The organism is Polaribacter sp. HA6-7 (assembly GCF_055693625.1).
The window spans coordinates 271678-288704 of sequence record NZ_CM146338.1 but is presented as its reverse complement, the minus strand read 5'-3'; the positions used below and the strand labels follow the sequence as shown (position 1 = coordinate 288704).

Below are 17027 nucleotides of genomic sequence, written 5' to 3'. Positions count from 1 at the left end.
TCTTTATCCTTACAGCCATTTAATAAAATGGCAACTAAACAAAGGCTTAAAACTGATTCTAAAAAATTATTTTTAAATTTCATTTACTGATGTATTTTTATTTGGATGTACTACCTATTAATGTATTTACTGAACGTCCACTTACTGTTATTATTTGTTTCGTTACTTTTTGATGCTCTAAATTTTTATCTTTTGATGTTTCGTATTTAGCTTGAATGTTATAACCTGAAAAATCAATTGTTTTATCTGTATCACTGTAATTTATGGCAACGATTACTAATTTTGACGTCTTCTTATCTATATAAGCAGACAACATTAAATCTTTATATTGTTTTTTTAATGTTTTCTTTTCATTTAATTGAATCTTTATACGTTGCATGTTAGGCCTAATAAATCTTGAAAAATTACCAAAAGCCCATAATAATTTAGAATCATGGAAATTTCCATCCGATTTCATTTTATTCAAATTGTATAAATCTTTTTGATCTCCTGTATCTAAATAAATTAAACCGTCTTTAAAGTTGGCATTTGTTAAGGCTGTCCACCACTGCCAAGAACTTGCATTTGCAATAGTTAAATCTGCATGAATTACACGTGCTACATAAAGTGCAGTATTTATACCTAAATCTCTTTTCCATCCTCCTCCAATATCATCTGTATTTTCAAGGATACAAAACTCACTTTGCCAATAATTTAGGTTGTACGCTTTTAGTTTAGTATTTAATTTTTTTCTGATCGATATTAAACTATCTACTGGCCAGGTTGTAAAATAACTGTGTCCTGAAATGGTTTGTTTTACATTTTCTATTTTATTATTGGGATTGAAAAAGTACTCTATTTGATTTCCTCTTTCACGGTTTACCAAAATCTGAATACAACCATCGTAAATCTGCAGCTTCTCCTAATACAATCTTTGTTGATAGATTATTTTCTTCTATTTTCTGATTTAATGATTTTGAAATTTTTAAAATATTAGCATTGGTTGCTGGGGTTCCTTCTTGCGATTTTTTTCCCAATCCCATTGTGGTTCGTTAATTGGACTTAAATAATCAAAAGCAATTCCTTTAGATTTAAAGTGTTTTAAAAACTCAACCATAAACTGAGCGTAATCATCAAAATGCTCCGGTTTTAAATTTATCTCTCCATCTTTATTATCGCCATTAAAACCTTTTCCGTTATTTGTCCATTGAACAGGAGCTGAAATAGAAAATGCTAAAAATTGATCTACTCCATATTTTTTAGCCGAATTTAAAAACCATTGCTGCCCTTTCTGTTTTGTCCAATCATAATTTCCTTTAACATCTAAAAAAGATTCACTTCTTCTCCATTCATTTTCTATATAAGAACTATCTTTTTGTTCGGTTGTTCCTGCACCTATATAAAATCTCCAAATTGATAATCCAATTCCTTCAGGGTTTCCTTGTTTATCAACTTCTTGACTAAAAAGTAACCTAGCTATTTTTTTCTTTTTTGTTCAGGCCAATTTTTACCAACAAATTGACATCTCCATGCATCAGACGCGCCAAAACCTTCAATTGTTTGATATATTTCTTTAGAATTAATATTTATTTTTGAAACTTGTTGTTGAGCTTTAGACTCACAATTTATCAGAAATATAAAAATTATAAAAACATATAAAATACTACTCTTATTCATTTATTATGAAAAATTAACAAAAACCTAATTTATTACTATACTTCATTAACAAAATTAACAAAACATCTATTAAAAAAATAGACACCAAAAGCATAATTATGGACAAAAACACTTATATCAAAAATTAATTACCCTTTAAAATAATCTTATATATTTGATGTAAACCATCTTTATTGATATCAAAAACTACTTCATTCTTTGAAGATAATTCTGCAGAAGCTACTTCTGTTATGTATGGTTCTGCTTTGGCAGTATCACTGTAATCAAAAGGAACAAAACGATGAACACTTTCTATAGAAGTTATGGTAAACCCCTCTACTTTGACTCCAACTTTTTTACCACTTTCTCGGCTCCTGTAACATATAAAACCATAGTGCTTGCATCTTGTAGAGCTGCTGCAATATGAAATGTATTAGATGTTGTTTTTAATGCCTTACCTTTATATTCACTTGCCATTTCTCCTAAAATTTGACCTGTTGGGAAAATTTTAGAAAAATTCCAATTCGTTAAACCTAAACCTGGAACAGGAGTATTTACCGGTGGCCAATAAGCTGCTGCTTCAGAACCAGATCTTGCGTAAATATGAATTATATCTCGGAATAACATTAGCTGCCTCCATATAAAGCGCTCTTTCATTATAGTCTCTAGAAGGCATCCACTCTGACAAATACTTGAAATTTTTATTTGGGTTGAAGTTATTAGCACAATCTATTATTCTTTTTTCTAAGTCTTTTATATTGTGTGTATTTGTTGTATATCCTGTGTAAGTATGTAAGGCCACACCATCTATAACATCGTATGCTTTTGTAAATTTTTGCTTCATCGTTGTAAACTCATCAGGAAAAGTATAATCACCATTCACTAAAAGTTTAAAGGTGTGATTTGGGAATTTTTCATCTAAATGCGCTGCTATTTCCATAGCAATTTTTACATATTTATCTAACTTCTGAGCCCTAGAAACACCTCCTGCCCATTGTAACCACCACTCATTACCAATCTCTACAATACCATTATCAATACCTGATGCTACAATTGCATTTTCTGCAACTTGCTCTAACTTTTTTATTGCATTGTTCCATTGAGAAGAACCAGGGTTTGTATTCATAGCATCTACAGTAGGTATTACTATACTGTAATTATTAAAGTTCTCTTTTAACGCAGATACAGAAGCCCCAGGTTCTGCTGGAGCGTCTTTCCAATTTGGAGTTGTGTTACTTGTCCAAGCATAAAATTCTGACTCCCAACCACCAGGAAATCTAAAAACTTTAGAATTTAACCCCATATCTTCAAGCATATTTGTAAAAGTAGAAAAACCCGTATTCGGCACTCTTCTCCAATCATTATTTACTCCAAATATATCTGGATTTATATTTACACCATCAGTTGCATCAACTTTAAGTGTTATATCAAAAGCTATATCACCTGTAACCCCACCTCCATCACCAATATCATCAAAAATAGGATCGTTAGGATCTGTACCTCCCTCACTTGAACAAGCGAAAACAAAAAGACCAAATATTATAACTAAAAAAAAGATCTCAATTCGATATGCTTTTTCATGTTGTACTAATTTTATTTTAATTAATTTTTTTCAGCTAGACTTACTTTAAGACCGCTTTTAATGTTACTATAGATTTCTTTGGAACACTAACAGACTCTACAGAGGATGTAGATTTTTTCAGATTACTTGAATTTGAAGTTGTATATACCTCAAAAGCATCTCCCTTAACTTCAAAATCTGTACTATAATTTTCTAATTTTAAATCTCTGTTTGCATCGGTGTTATTAACACATACCAATACAATTTCTTTTGTGTTTTGATTTTTGTAACCTGAAATCATAAAGTTTTCAACCGATGTTTCATCATTGTAATCTGCATCAACAACCTCAAACCTTTCCATTCCTGGTTTAACAAACCTACTATAATTACCTAACGCCCAAAGAAGTTTATTAGGAGTAAAAGTACCATCGGTATGTGCAGGACTGTTTGAATTTGGTTGATATAGAATTAAATTAAAGCGAAAAGGATGATCTCCAAAAGTCGATTGATTTAAAGCCGTCCAAAAACTCCAACCTGTAGCATTTCCAAAAGCTAAATCAGTATGAATGATTCTAGCCATCCATAATGCATAATCAATTTCTGAAAAAGTTGAAACACCTAAACCTTGTTGATAACCAGTACCTAATAGACTATATTCTGTCTGCCAATAATCTAAGTTGTAATTTGCTAAAGTTGTTTTTAACGTTTTTCTTTGTCTTAAAGACTCTTGAGTAGTACCGTTACTAAAATAACTGTGACCCGCTATGTATTTTGATAAGTTTTTTAAATTTCCAATATAATTTGAACTAGACTCACTAAAAAAATCATTAACCTGATTACTAGTGTTATTACCACCTTCAAACAAATATTTTAGTTGCGCTGCTTCGAAGCATAATTTTTGCTTTTACACCTTTTTGAGTAAATGCGTTATCGATAATTTTAGTTACTTGAGCTATTTCTGCATTTGTTGCCCTTGTTCCTGATTGCTGAGCAGAACCTTCGGCTGCATTCCATTGATATTGAGTTTCATTAAAAGGACATACAGTTGTAATATTAAAACCTTGATCTTCATAATACTTCACTACAGTTGCTAAAAAATCTGCATATTTAGCATAATTTTCTCGGCTTACAATTAAAATTACTCACATCTGAAGTACTAAAAACATAACCATTTTTAGACATAAAATAAGGAGGTGCTGTTGCCCATGTAGTAAATTTAGAAACTCCAAATTCTCTTGCTTTATTCATAAACCACTTCTCTCCCTGCTGTTTTGACCAATTATAATTTCCGGAAGCATCTAAATAACACTCTGTTTCTCTAAACCAATTGGATGCAGAAAAACCACTATTAGCTTGATCAGCTGCTCCATCACCTATAATTGTTCTCCATAAAGACAAACCAATTCCTTTAGGATTACCTTGCACATCAGTATCTGAACTAAAAAGCAATTCAGCTACTTTATTTTTGGATGCATCAGGCCATTTTCCGACCCATTGATCTTGAAAACCACCTGAAGCACCAAAATGATCTATAACTTGAAATGTGTTATTAATGTTAAGTATTATACCTTCTTCAGGAACATCAAATTTTGGGTCATTTGGATCTATAGCCATATCTTGACTACAGCCCACAAAAACCAAACTAAAAACTACTCCAAAAAAATAATTAAAATACTTATTTAACATATTGAATTTATTAAAACCGAATTAATATCCAGGATTCTGCACGATATTACCTCTAGACAATTGAATCTCTTCCGGTGGTATTGGCCATAATAAGTGAATATTAGGATCAAATAATGATCCACTATTTTGAGGTTCCAATAAATTAGTTGTCTCAAAAGGATCTGTACTCACCTCTGTATTGTACTTTACAAAAGATCCATTAGGCCCTAATATTAAAGCAATTCTAGGAACTCCATTTATTTTTTGTCTTCTAAGATCATAAAGCCTATGCTGCTCTAAAGCCAACTCTAATCTTCTTTCTTTCCATATTGCATCTCTTAAAGCGTCTCCGGATAAATTATTTTTAGAAGGCAATTGAACTCGATCTCTAACCAATTGCAAAGAGCTTTTAGCAGCTGCCTCATCTCCATTAAAATATGCAGCTTCTGCATGAATTAAGACAACATCTGCTAATCTTAAATGAATGTAATGTAATGGCAATTGACCTCTTTGATATGGATCTGGTCTTTCATCTGTTGGAATGTAATACTTTCTGTTTGTACGACCAGATTTATTTTCACTTGGCTTTCCATCAAATGAAGTTACTGCAGGATCACCAAAAACAGGTTCTCCGTGTTTTATAATCGTAGATCTTAACCTAATATTATCACCTTCACTTAAAAAAGCATTTTCCAAGTCACTTGAAGGTGATGCCCATCCCCAACCACGATCTCCACGACTTCCATTAGTAATGGAAAACTGACCACCAACACCATTAAATGTTGGGTTATTAATATATTGAATTTCAAAAATAGTTTCAACACCATTTAAATTACCTACTTTATAAACATCAGCAAAATCTGCCTCTAAACTATACTCCCCTGAATCCATAACGGTTTTTGCCATAGCTTGAGCTTCTGCCCATTTTTCTTCAAAGAGATACACCTTTGCCAATAAAGATTGTACCGCACCTTTAGTTGCTCTTCCTGATTGCCCAAGAGTTTGCTGACTTCTTAATGGCAATGAATTCATGGCATCTTTTAAATCTGACTCAATAAAATCATAAACTTCTGCTACAGAAGATCTAACTTTATCATTAATTGTTGGTTCTAAAATCTCATTGTACGTAGTTACAATAGGCACGCCTCCAAAGTTTCTAACTAAATCAAAATAAAAGAACGCTCTTAAAAACTTTGCTTCCGCAATTAATCTAGCTTTTGTTTCATCATCAATTTCTACCTCAGGAATTCTATCTAAAGCTATATTAGCTCTTGTTATTCCAATATAATGGTTTTCCCAAAATAAATTGAAGTAAGTAGAACCAGGAAATACGTTATATTGTGCTATACCAGTAATATCTGGTCTTGGTTGCCTTGTATTTCCTGCCCAATTATCATCAGAAGCCATTTCGTTAATTTGACGCTGAAAATTTACTTGATTCCAATTTGTCCCATTAACCATTTGGTAAATACTATTGACAAATAACTCCGCATTTTCTGATGATGAGAAAAAATCATCTAATTGCTGTCTACCTTGTAAAGGTTGATCTAATATTTTGTCTGCATCGCAACTTACGTTAAGAAAAGCAATACAAAATCCTAAAAATAAAATAAGTTTTTTCATAATTTTATAATGTTAAATTTAATCCTAATAAAAATGTTTTTGCCACAGGGTTACTTGAAGCATCAACTCCTAGACCATTAATAATACCACCACTACTTACCTCAGGGTCAAAACCGAATATTTCGTAAATGTTAGTAAATTTTGCCCTGCTATGTATAATCTAAATTTATTAACACCTTTTAATTTAAAATTATAACCTAATTGAATGTTACGCAATCTTAAATAAGAGCCATCTTCTATAAAAATGTCTGATGGGTTTTGATAATTACCATTTCTATCAAGCTCTGTTAATCTTGGGTATTGTGCACCTGTATTTGTTGGGGACCATACCGATTTTCTAAACCAGCTAACACATTTAGATTTTGAGTACCAGCACGTATATATTCTGTATTTATATTAAATACATCATTTCCAAAAGTTCCATACCATTGCATAGAAAAGTCAAAATTCTTATAACTCATATTAAGATTTAAACCACCATAAAAATCTGAAATGGATTACCAATTGTGGTTAAATCATCATCATTTAAAACCCCATCTCCATTCTGATCTACAAATATCAAATCACCTACTTGAGCATTAGGCTGAATTATAGTTCCGTCTTCTGAGGTATGAGAATTTAACTGGGTTTGGTTTTGAAATATCCCTGCAGTTTGGTAACCCTGAAACAAACCTACAGTTTCCCCTAATTCGGTAATTTTCACAAATCTATTTCCTAATCGAGGTCTTCTTTGCCCCAAAATCACTTCGTTTCCAGGAGCTAATTCTATTGCTTTACTTTCATTAGTAGAAAATGTTAAATTTGCATTTAATTTAAAATCATTCCAAGTCTTATTATATCCTAAAGTTAGATCAAAACCTTTAGATTGAAAACTACCTACATTTTGAGCTACAGTACCAGGTATACCTGTATAATTTGGTGTTTCTACACTAAATAATAAATCTTCTGAAGTTTTCTCATAATACTCTGCTTCAATAGTAATTTCACTATTAAATAAACCCATTGAAATTCCAAAATTCTTATCTCTTACAGTTTCCCATCTTAGATTAGGGTTACCAAATTGCGACAAAAAGTTAGCTACAACACGATCACCTCCAAACACAAAATCGCCGAGAACCAATTGAGAAAAACTGACCGTTACGACTTATATTTTGATTACCTACTTCACCAGCACCAACTTTAACTCTTAAGTTATTAATAGTCTCACTTTTGAAAAAATCTTCTGAATCTATATCCCAAGCAAAAGACACACTAGAGAAAACTCCTGTTCTTCCATTTTTTGGGAATCTTGAAGATTTATCAACTCTTACAGATCCATTGAAAAAGTATCTATTATCATAACTATAAATAGTTCTAAAAACACCAGACAAAATATTGTCTGTAGCCTTATTAGCATTTGCTCTAATAGTCTCCCCTTCAGCTGCATCTAATTGCCACAGATTCATATTTGTATTACTAGGAATACCATCACTATATCCCCTTAAATAATCCCAATTTTCTGAATCAAACACAATACCACCAGTGATATTTAAATAGTGCTTATCGTTAAAGGTTTTATCAAAAGTTAATGTATTATTTAATACATAGTCAAAATTATTTGTAACTGTTTTGGTTAAATTATTAATTTCTAACTGTCTGTTAGGACCAATAAAATACTCAGGATTAAATGTCTGCGAAGTTTGTCTTGAAATATTTAAACCAAGTTGAGACCTAAATGTTAAACTTGGCGCTATTTTATAATCTAATTGTGTATTAGAGAAAAACCCAAAAAAATCATTTTCATTAAACTGTCTTGCCAATTGAGCCACGGGATTTGGTACCAAATTTTGAGATAAACCATAAATACTATATTGATTTCTACCTACTCGTTCACTTTGAGGTATAAATACCGGTGTTAGAGGATCAATTCTCATTGAATTGAATAACAAATTCGGTGTATTTTCCCATTTTTCAATTCTTGGACTAAGATCCTGCTTAAGAGTTACTTTATCAGAAATCTTATAGTCTACATTAAACCTTCCAGTAATCCTTTGATAAAATCCTTTAGAGTAATTTGCTTGCTGGTCAAAAACACTAACACTTCCGAATATTTTAAATCTTCTGAACCTCCGAAAACCCTTACGTTAGCATTTAAAACTGGAGCAAAGTTCTGAACAACTTCATTCCACCAATCTGTACCTTCACCTTGAAAATTATTAGGGTCAAACAATGGTGCATTACCATCATTTGTTCTTCCGGTATTCATTATTCTCATATACTCTTGCGCATCTGCACTTTCTATTTTTTGCCAATATTGCACACCATAATTTAAATCTACACCAACTACGGTTTTACCTGCCTTACCTCTTTTAGTTGTAATAAGAACAACACCATTTGATGCTCTTGAACCATAAATTGCAGATGCTGCTGCATCTTTTAAAATTTGAAAGCTATTTATATCTTGAGAGTTTACAGAATTTAACGATGTTCCATCCGGTTGTAAAATTCCATCAATAACAATAAGTGGATTTGTACTACCATTAGCTGTAGTAATACCACGTATTACAATTCTAGGAGATGCACCTGGAGAACCTCCGGAAGACAAAACCTGGACACCTGCTGCTTTACCTTGTAACGCTTCTGCAGGGTTACTTGCAACTTGTTTTGAAATTTCTGATCCATCTACAGTTGCTATAGATGTAGCTATTTTGTCTTTTTTCACGGAACCGTACCCAATTACAACTATTTCATCTAATTGAGTATCATCAGACTCCATCTTAACAGTGATTTGTGACCTGCCATTAACATTTACCTCTTGCGTTTTAAAACCAAGATAACTAAAGACTAAAGTAGCTTTTTCACTAACAGAGATGGTGAATTTACCATCAAAATCAGAAAATGTACCCTTTGATGTATTTTTTTCTAAAATATTAACACCCGGTATAGGCTCCCCCAATTCGTCTGTAATCGTTCCTTTAACAGTTTTCTGAGCTGTAGCCGAAAAACTAAAACAAAGAATACTTATTATAATTATAATTAATTGCTTCATTTATTTATTATTTGATTGATATTATTTTTGTGAAATATTTGATTATCTATTTTTAATTATCACCCTATTTAGATGTGTATCAAATATGAAGGTATAATCTTTATCTAAAGCACTATCCTCAAAGACATAATTACCACCACCACCTGGAACTGCAATAGAACGATCTTCGGTATTGGTTCTCCAAAAAGGAGCCCATCCATTTGGGTTAGCATTTAATATAAACCCATTAGCCCCATTATCATCTGGTTGATCTTTCACTGTAACATCTAATGTCCATAAATATGAATTATTAGGATCTTGAACAAAAGGTTTACCGGATTTAAAATGCCAACATTGAGTAGAACCGTCTGCGTTATTTGTACAAGTAGAAGTAGCTGCATCTACAAATATTCCTCTTCCTAAAACATACACCTGATCAAACGCTGCATCTGTTGGCATGTAAGGTGTAACAGTATATGACAAATCTCTAACATCCATTGATATTTCATAATAACCAACACCAGGCACCACTATTGGGTTAACAGTAGCATCTGCTCCTAATGTTAATTTACCTTCGCTGTTTGCGTTTGCCCCAAATGCGAAAGGTGAAAACGATTCTTTTTGAGGAATAAATCTTACTTCAGAATTTGCACTTTTAGAATAATACAACGCTGTAAAAACATATCCGTTTTCTCCTGTAGCCTGACTTGCTGCTGTACTGAAAGGAATTCCAAACAAGTCCTGATTTAATGCAGCATCACTTGTTTCATCTGTCAAATACATTGCCGTAAACTGCAAATCTGTTGCAACATTAACAGTAACCGAAGTTTGCGCATCATTGCCTGACATATCTTTAGCAGTCATATTAAAAGTATAACTACCAGGTGTTAACACATCTAAAGACTTACTATATTTATAGGTAGCTGATTCATTTAAAGTTATGGTTTCATTTAGAATATCACTTTCAATCTTAAACTCTGACAACTCTCTATCCGTTAAATCTATATCAAAACTTATCTCATCACCATTACCCATCAACACGGTAGATGCATCAGAAGGACTATTCACTACTATTACTGGCGCTACAATATCTTTATCTAAAGTTACCACCACATCTTTTACAGTTGCTAAATCACCTGAATTAGTCACAGTAACTGATATTTTATGGATACTAAATTCATCCTCAGTATCCGGCACTTTAAAACGATAAGACAAATTATAAATATCTTGCAAAGAATCATTAACAATGGTTTTATCTAAAAACCAATTATCATAATTAATATTAATAGATTTAACCCCTGCCGGGTCGGAAATCACTGCTTCGAAAGTAATTACTTCACCAGGTAAAGTCGAAATATTTTCTAGAAACGAATTAAATTTTGGCTCAGAATCAACCTTTAAAGAATCATTATCACAACTTACCATAACTACTATTATGCAGAATATGCAAAGTATTTTTGTTTTAACTGTTTTCATTTTTTAATTTTTTAATTTAAGTTCTACTTTATTTATATCGGCACAGAAAAAGAAGCTATAAACTAACTCCATAAAACACTCGATTAATTACAACAACCAAATCTCTTTTTGTTAAAATGATAATTATATCACAAATAAATTGAGAATATCACACAAATGTACAGCTTACAAGAACTCAAACAATAGACAAAAAAAGCACAAACATGGATAATATAACTTTTAATAGCTATATATAGCTCAAAAAGGAGAAATGAAAAGATTAGAAATTTATGAATTACTAATATAAAAAAGGCTTTTCTTGAAAAACCTCAATAAAAACGAAGTAAAATTGAATAAAACAAATTAACACAAAGTAAAAAAAGTAAATAAAATAAAAAAGAACAAATATTGTAATATATTTTTTTATCTTTATTCTATGTTAAATTAACTCTAATAAAGTCTAAAAAACACATAAACAAAAAATAAATGGATGAAAACACTTTAAAAAAAGGATTTCTTGGACAAAAAATGATAGCTTTTCCAAAATCATTTTTAGTGGATATCAAAAACAATCCTATTTCAAGAAACTTTTACATTAGTGACTTGGGATATTACCCTGTTGCAAGTCATCATTATAGGTTAAGAAAAAAGGAGCTAAAGAATATATTTTTATATACTGCACTAAAGGAAAAGGAATAGTTACTATTGATAATCAAAAAACTTTAATCTCACCGAATCATTTTTGCATAATACCAAAAAATATAAGACACGAATACAGGGCTGACGATAATGATCCTTGGAGTATTTATTGGATTCATTTCAAGGGTTCTATTAGTGAAAAAATATATAATCGATATTCAAAAAACAATAACGATAAAAACATCCCCTTCTCAAAAAACATTATTGACCAATTTAATAAAATTTTCGATTTATTAAACAATAATTATTTATTAGACAGTATTGAATATGCAAATCTATTAGGCCTGAACTTTATCAGTTCATTTGTTTACCACAAACTTAATTCGATTAGCACCACAAACCCAAAAGACAATCTAATAGCCTCTATCAAAGAATACTTAATGAACAATCTAGACAAGAATTTTACGCTTGATAAAATCGCATCTAAATTTAATTATTCAAAATCTTACCTGCACACAAAATTCAAATTAGAAACTGGCTACCCAATACTTGTATTTTTTAAATTAAAAAAAGTTCAAAAAGCTTGTGAATATCTTAGTTACACAGATTTAAGCATCAAACAAATTAGCTATAAAATTGGTTTTGACGACCCATTATATTTCTCCGAACTTTTAAAAATTTTATGGGGAAATCTCCCAGGAACTATAAGCAAAGTCAACGGAAATAAACTTAAGTTATAAACTTAAGTTTTTATAACTTATATTTTTACTGTAAAGTTTAAAATTTTCTACCTAAATGAAAAGGACTGGTATCGCTAGAACTTTTTTACCAAAAATAATTTCAGAAACTAGTTTTCCAGTTGCAGCCCTAAACTCCACCCCACAAATGCATGACCTGAAGCAAAAGTTACATTTTTACATTTTGATGATTTTCCAATAAATGGTAAACCATCTAGAGAAAGTATTCGCAAACCTGTCTTTGATGATAGTTTTTCTTGCTGATTTATTATTAAATCTTGGTAATAACTTTGAAAAGCAGATGCAATAGCATATCCCCTTAAAAAATGGATTTTATGATTAATTTTACCAATTTCAATATTTCATGCTAAACGAGTAAAACCGCTCATAGGTGTTACGCCTATTTTGTTTCCTTACTTAACTATTTTACCATTGCTCTACGAAGCATGTCCCCTACTCCTCTCATACAGTTGTTATACTCATTTTATTAGTCGATTTCTGTATAATTTTATGTGAAAAATGAAACTAAATTTACATATCTAGAAATATTTTGTTCTTAAAAATTTGAAGCCTTTTGAATCAATTTAACACCTAATTCAAAATCTTTTTTTCAGGAATGAGGAGCAGATACCAACATCTACAAAAGGAAAAACCTCATCTTATAAACAATTGTTTTTTTTAATTGGCAAAAGATAAGTTCATCAAATTGGGATTTACTTGATAACAGCTTTAATACCATATTACATCTTAATAAATATTTTATTTTAACCATAACATTTATTTGTTACGGTTTTTTTTATGCGCTATTTTAAGACTTTTAAAATACTTGATTGCTAACTCCTAGATAAATTATAACATTAAAAGAGGCTAATTTTATAAATAAAATTAGCCTCTTTTAATGTTTTTAATACTAATTAAGAAAAGTATATATAAATACCAATTACTATTACACAAATGAAAACTCCTACTGGTTTTAAATATTTCCACGGAGTAATATCGACTTCTTTAGAATCAAACTGTATATATGCTTCTTTTCTTGGATAAAACTTTCCTATCAACAACATAATGATAACATTAAACAAAAAGAGTATAGCCAAAATATGTAAAAAATGTGGATATGTATTGCCTGTTACAGTTTCTACGTCATTTACAATTTCAATTACATCAAAATTAGGCTGAATAATAAACTGACTAATAGAATATAATACAACACCTGATATTAAACCAATTTTTGCTGCAATTGCTGGCACATACTTGGTAGTATAACCAACTACTACAATTGTTAAAATAGGAATCGAATATGTACCATTAATTTCTTGTAAATAACCAAAAACACTTCCTGCATTTGCTATAAATGGCGCAACAATCATCGCTAAAACTGCCGAAATACACCAAACGTTTTTCCTGCTTTTACAACCTGCTTATCTGTTACATCTTTTTTAATGTATTCTTGATAAATATCAATACCAAAAAGTGTTACGCAGCTATTTAAGGCTGAATTAAAAGAACTTAAAATAGCACCAAATAAAACTGCTGCAAAAAAACCAACCAATGGTTTTGGTAATACTTCTGTTACTAAAGATGCGTATGCTAGATCTGGTTTTGCCAATTCACCTTTAAAAATATGAAAAGCTATGATTCCTGGTAAAACCAATAATAACGGACCTAATATTTTTAAAAAGGCAGCATATACCAAACCTTTTTGACCTTCTTTTAAGTTTTTAGCTCCTAAAGCTCGCTGAATAATTGCTTGGTTTGTTCCCCAATAAAAAAGGTTGATTAATAGCATACCCGTAAATAAAGTAGACAAAGGAACGTAGGAATCTTCTGAACCTGTAGAAATAAATTTCTCTGGATGCGTGGTCATTAAAGTATTTATACCCGCAAACATATCTCCGTCTCCGATGTAAGTTAAACCAAAATACGGAATCATTAAACCTCCAATAATTAATCCTATAGCGTTTATTGTATCTGAAACAGCAACCGCTTTCAAACCACCAAATACCGCATAAATAGAACCAATAATTCCAATACCAAATACTGTAAACCAAAGCGCTATATTTTCTGAAACTCCAAAAACTGCAGGCACATCAAACATTGTATTAATTGCAGATGCACCCGTATATAAAACTACGGGTAAAAAAATAGTTACATAACCAGATAAAAACAATCCGAAAACAATTGCTTTCGTGGTTTTATCATATCTACGTTCTAAAAATTGCGGAATTGTAGAAATACCACCTTTTAAATAACGAGGTAAAAGAAAAACTGCAATTATAACCATAGTTATGGCTGCTAAAGTTTCCCAAGCCATTACTAAAATACCTTGCTCGTATGCTTGCCCATTTAAAACAACTATTTGTTCTGTAGATAAATTGGTTAACAAAAGAGATCCCGCAATTACAATTCCAGTCAAACTTCTTCCTCCTAAAAAATAACCATCTTTAGATGTCTCTTTTGAAGACCTTGTTAATAAATAAGAAATTAGGGCTACAAGAACCGTAAAACTTAAAAATGTTAATAATTGCATAGTTTAATATTTACGGTAATGTAATAATTTTATAATTACTATAAATTACCGTCTCTTAATTTTTTTCCCATTGCCATGAAGAACTTATCATTTCGTTTAAAGTTTTATTTGCAGACCAACCTAATTTTAATTTTGCTAAATCGGTAGATGCAAATAATTGAGGTACATCTCCTGGTCTTCTTTCTACAATTTCATAATTTAAATTGATCCCGAAACTTCTTCAAAAGATTTTATTACATCTAAAACAGAAAAACCTTTACCTGTACCTAAATTAAAAGTTTCTAAAGCTGTTTCTTGTTTTTGCAACAACAATCTTTTTACAGCAATTACATGCGCATTTGCCAAATCTAAAACATGGATATAATCTCTAATTGGTGTTCCGTCTGGTGTTGGATAATCATTACCATAAACCATTAATTTTTCTCTTAAACCTACTGCTGTTTGAGTTATATACGGCATTAAATTATTTGGTATACCACTTGGTAATTCGCCAATTAAACCAGATTCATGCGCACCAATAGGGTTAAAATAACGTAAAGATATTGCAGAAAAAGAATCGTTAGAGTTTATTAAATCTTCTAAAATTTCTTCAGCAATCTTTTTTGTATTTCCGTAAGCAGAAAATGGTCGTTGCGTTTTATTTTCTTCAGTTATTGGTAAAATTTCCGGTGTACCATATACTGTTGCCGAAGAAGAAAAAATAAAATTGTTAATTCCGTTATCTATCTGCGCACTTAAAGAATTAACTAAAGAATATAAATTGTTTTTGTAATATTTTAAAGGATTTTTCACAGACTCTCCTACTGCTTTTGAAGCAGCAAAATGAATAACAGCTTTTGCATCTTTGTGTTCAGAAAAAAACAAATTTGTTTTAGATGCATCTTTTAAATCGAGTTCTACAAATATTGGTTTTACACCTGTAATGTGATGTATTCTATCTAAAGTTTTTTTCGAAGAGTTAGATAAATCATCTATAATAACTACTTCAAAGTTATTCTCTATCAATTCTATTACCGTATGAGAACCTATGTAACCGCAACCACCAGTTACTATAATTTTATTATTCATGCTGTGTTAAATATAATTATGATATGCAATTATACAAAATTAATATTTAAAAACCTACTAGCACCTACTAGTTGCTTTTTTTAAAAAATAATTATATATTTGCAACATGAGTTTAGTAACCTTAAATAAGAAATCTAAAATACCAAAGTACAAACAAATTATAGCGTCAATTGAAGGTGCTGTACAAAACGGTAAGCTTAAAAAAGGAGATAAACTACCATCAATAAACAGTTTAAGAGATACTTACAAATTATCTAGAGATACTGTTTTAATGGCTTTTAATGAATTAAAAAACCGAGGAATTATACATTCTGTGGTTGGTAAAGGATATTATTTATCATCAGAAAATGTAAGTGTTTCTCAAAAAATATTTTTACTTTTTGATGAGTTTAATGCTTTTAAAGAAGATTTATACAATTCTTTTTTAAGTAATTTAGATACTAATATTAAAGTTGATATTTACTTTCATCATTTTAATCCTAAAATATTTAACGCTTTAATTCTAGACAATATTGGCGATTATAATCATTACATAATTATGCCAGCCAATTTAGAAAACACAGAGTTAATTCTAGAAAATTTACCAAAAGAGAAAGTATTTATTTTAGATCAACTAAACCCAGAATTAAAAGCATATTCGGCAATTTTTCAAAATTTTGAAAAAAATATATTTACTGGTTTAAATGAAGTTAAAGATAAACTAGCAAACTACATCAAGTTGATTTTTGTGTATGATAAAAAAACTCAGCCTAAAGCAATGTTAGATGGCTTCGAAAGTTTCTGTGAAAAAGAAAATTTTGAAAATGAAGTTATTGACACTTTAACTACAAGAAAAATTGAAAAGGGTGAAGTTTATATTATTCCTGAAGATAAAAATCTAATACGAATTATTAAGAAAATTAAAGAGACCAATTTAATTCTTAAAAAAGATATTGGTATAATTTGTTATAACGATACTATGTTAAAAGAAATTGTAGAAGGCGGCATTACAACTATCTCTACAGGTTTTACAGCAATGGGTAAAAATCTTGCATCAATTTTAACGACAAAAGAAAAAGTTCAAATAGAAAATCCATCAAAAATAATTATTAGAAACTCCTTGTAAAT

General features: G+C 30.5%; 13 protein-coding genes and 4 pseudogenes. 3 read left to right on the top strand and 14 right to left on the bottom strand.

Annotation, left to right across the window (positions count from 1 at the left end; all coding sequences use genetic code 11):
- Positions 1-97 precede the first annotated feature (97 nt).
- The 12 genes and pseudogenes from ACZ1HD_RS01640 to ACZ1HD_RS01585 all read right to left on the bottom strand — a co-directional run bounded on the left by ACZ1HD_RS01640 (position 98) and on the right by ACZ1HD_RS01585 (position 10916).
- Positions 98-865, bottom strand: a complete 768-nt coding sequence (locus tag ACZ1HD_RS01640) for a glycoside hydrolase (RefSeq protein WP_472688457.1) — start codon at positions 863-865, stop codon at positions 98-100.
- Positions 852-1656: pseudogene (locus ACZ1HD_RS01635) on the bottom strand (glycoside hydrolase). Before ACZ1HD_RS01635 ends, ACZ1HD_RS01640 begins: the two are co-directional and overlap by 14 nt.
- 315 nt (positions 1657-1971) lie before the next feature.
- Positions 1972-2262, bottom strand: coding sequence for a hypothetical protein (locus tag ACZ1HD_RS01630; protein ID WP_472688456.1), 291 nt, complete (start codon positions 2260-2262; stop codon positions 1972-1974).
- Entirely contained in the window at positions 2216-2950 is a 735-nt protein-coding gene (locus tag ACZ1HD_RS01625; RefSeq protein WP_472688455.1) for a hypothetical protein, read from the bottom strand. Before ACZ1HD_RS01625 ends, ACZ1HD_RS01630 begins: the two co-directional genes overlap by 47 nt.
- A gap of 307 nt (positions 2951-3257) precedes the next feature.
- Positions 3258-4278 (bottom strand): annotated as a pseudogene (locus ACZ1HD_RS01620) (glycoside hydrolase).
- A 25-nt stretch (positions 4279-4303) separates the two neighbouring features.
- Positions 4304-4882 (bottom strand): glycoside hydrolase, encoded by a 579-nt coding sequence (locus tag ACZ1HD_RS01615; RefSeq protein ID WP_472688454.1) that lies wholly within the window; start codon positions 4880-4882, stop codon positions 4304-4306.
- 21 nt (positions 4883-4903) lie between these two features.
- Positions 4904-6484, bottom strand: coding sequence for a RagB/SusD family nutrient uptake outer membrane protein (locus ACZ1HD_RS01610; RefSeq protein WP_472688453.1), 1581 nt, complete (start codon positions 6482-6484; stop codon positions 4904-4906).
- A 287-nt stretch (positions 6485-6771) separates the two neighbouring features.
- Positions 6772-6945 (bottom strand): hypothetical protein, encoded by a 174-nt coding sequence (locus ACZ1HD_RS01605; RefSeq protein WP_472688452.1) that lies wholly within the window; start codon positions 6943-6945, stop codon positions 6772-6774.
- Between the two features lie 8 nt (positions 6946-6953).
- A complete protein-coding gene (locus ACZ1HD_RS01600; protein ID WP_472688451.1) occupies positions 6954-7604 on the bottom strand; it encodes a TonB-dependent receptor domain-containing protein in 651 nt (216 codons plus the stop codon).
- Entirely contained in the window at positions 7573-8397 is an 825-nt protein-coding gene (locus ACZ1HD_RS01595) for a hypothetical protein (RefSeq protein ID WP_472688450.1), read from the bottom strand. The genes ACZ1HD_RS01600 and ACZ1HD_RS01595 overlap by 32 nt, the downstream gene beginning before the upstream one ends.
- A gap of 92 nt (positions 8398-8489) precedes the next feature.
- The gene (locus tag ACZ1HD_RS01590; protein ID WP_472688449.1) at positions 8490-9512 is read right to left on the bottom strand and encodes a TonB-dependent receptor plug domain-containing protein; all 1023 of its coding nucleotides are present in this window, start codon (positions 9510-9512) and stop codon (positions 8490-8492) included.
- Between the two features lie 42 nt (positions 9513-9554).
- Positions 9555-10916: a hypothetical protein gene (locus tag ACZ1HD_RS01585; protein WP_472688448.1), complete on the bottom strand. Its 1362-nt coding sequence runs from the start codon at positions 10914-10916 to the stop codon at positions 9555-9557.
- Positions 10917-11432: 516 nt separating this feature from the next.
- Between ACZ1HD_RS01585 and ACZ1HD_RS01580 the strand changes: the two genes are divergently transcribed.
- Both ACZ1HD_RS01580 and ACZ1HD_RS01575 read left to right on the top strand, forming a co-directional pair.
- A complete protein-coding gene (locus ACZ1HD_RS01580) occupies positions 11433-11645 on the top strand; it encodes a hypothetical protein (protein ID WP_472688447.1) in 213 nt (70 codons plus the stop codon).
- Positions 11612-12325 carry an AraC family ligand binding domain-containing protein gene (locus ACZ1HD_RS01575; protein WP_472689430.1) on the top strand — a complete coding sequence of 238 codons (714 nt, stop codon included), beginning with the start codon at positions 11612-11614 and terminating at the stop codon, positions 12323-12325. Before ACZ1HD_RS01580 ends, ACZ1HD_RS01575 begins: the two co-directional genes overlap by 34 nt.
- A 911-nt stretch (positions 12326-13236) precedes the next feature.
- Here the strand turns inward: ACZ1HD_RS01575 and ACZ1HD_RS01570 are convergent.
- Positions 13237-14852: pseudogene (locus tag ACZ1HD_RS01570) on the bottom strand (solute:sodium symporter family transporter).
- 55 nt (positions 14853-14907) lie between these two features.
- A pseudogene (gene galE, locus ACZ1HD_RS01565) lies at positions 14908-15920 on the bottom strand (UDP-glucose 4-epimerase GalE).
- Positions 15921-16026: 106 nt separating this feature from the next.
- Here galE and ACZ1HD_RS01560 point away from each other — a divergent pair.
- On the top strand, positions 16027-17025 hold the full coding sequence (locus tag ACZ1HD_RS01560; RefSeq protein ID WP_472688446.1) for a GntR family transcriptional regulator: 999 nt from the start codon (positions 16027-16029) through the stop codon (positions 17023-17025).
- The last annotated feature ends 2 nt before the right edge of the window (positions 17026-17027 follow it).

Excerpts from the sequence above, each read along its gene's own strand:
- ACZ1HD_RS01625 (WP_472688455.1), bottom strand. The coding sequence starts at position 2,950 with ATGCTTGAAGATATGGGGTTAAATTCTAAAGTTTTTAGATTTCCTGGT.
- ACZ1HD_RS01615 (WP_472688454.1), bottom strand. The coding sequence starts at position 4,882 with ATGTTAAATAAGTATTTTAATTATTTTTTTGGAGTAGTTTTTAGTTTG.
- ACZ1HD_RS01605 (WP_472688452.1), bottom strand. The coding sequence starts at position 6,945 with ATGAGTTATAAGAATTTTGACTTTTCTATGCAATGGTATGGAACTTTT.
- ACZ1HD_RS01580 (WP_472688447.1), top strand. The coding sequence starts at position 11,433 with ATGGATGAAAACACTTTAAAAAAAGGATTTCTTGGACAAAAAATGATA.
- ACZ1HD_RS01630 (WP_472688456.1), bottom strand. The coding sequence starts at position 2,262 with ATGTTATTCCGAGATATAATTCATATTTACGCAAGATCTGGTTCTGAA.
- ACZ1HD_RS01595 (WP_472688450.1), bottom strand. The coding sequence starts at position 8,397 with ATGAGAATTGATCCTCTAACACCGGTATTTATACCTCAAAGTGAACGA.
- ACZ1HD_RS01560 (WP_472688446.1), top strand. The coding sequence starts at position 16,027 with ATGAGTTTAGTAACCTTAAATAAGAAATCTAAAATACCAAAGTACAAA.
- ACZ1HD_RS01610 (WP_472688453.1), bottom strand. The coding sequence starts at position 6,484 with ATGAAAAAACTTATTTTATTTTTAGGATTTTGTATTGCTTTTCTTAAC.
- ACZ1HD_RS01590 (WP_472688449.1), bottom strand. The coding sequence starts at position 9,512 with ATGAAGCAATTAATTATAATTATAATAAGTATTCTTTGTTTTAGTTTT.
- ACZ1HD_RS01585 (WP_472688448.1), bottom strand. The coding sequence starts at position 10,916 with ATGGTAAGTTGTGATAATGATTCTTTAAAGGTTGATTCTGAGCCAAAA.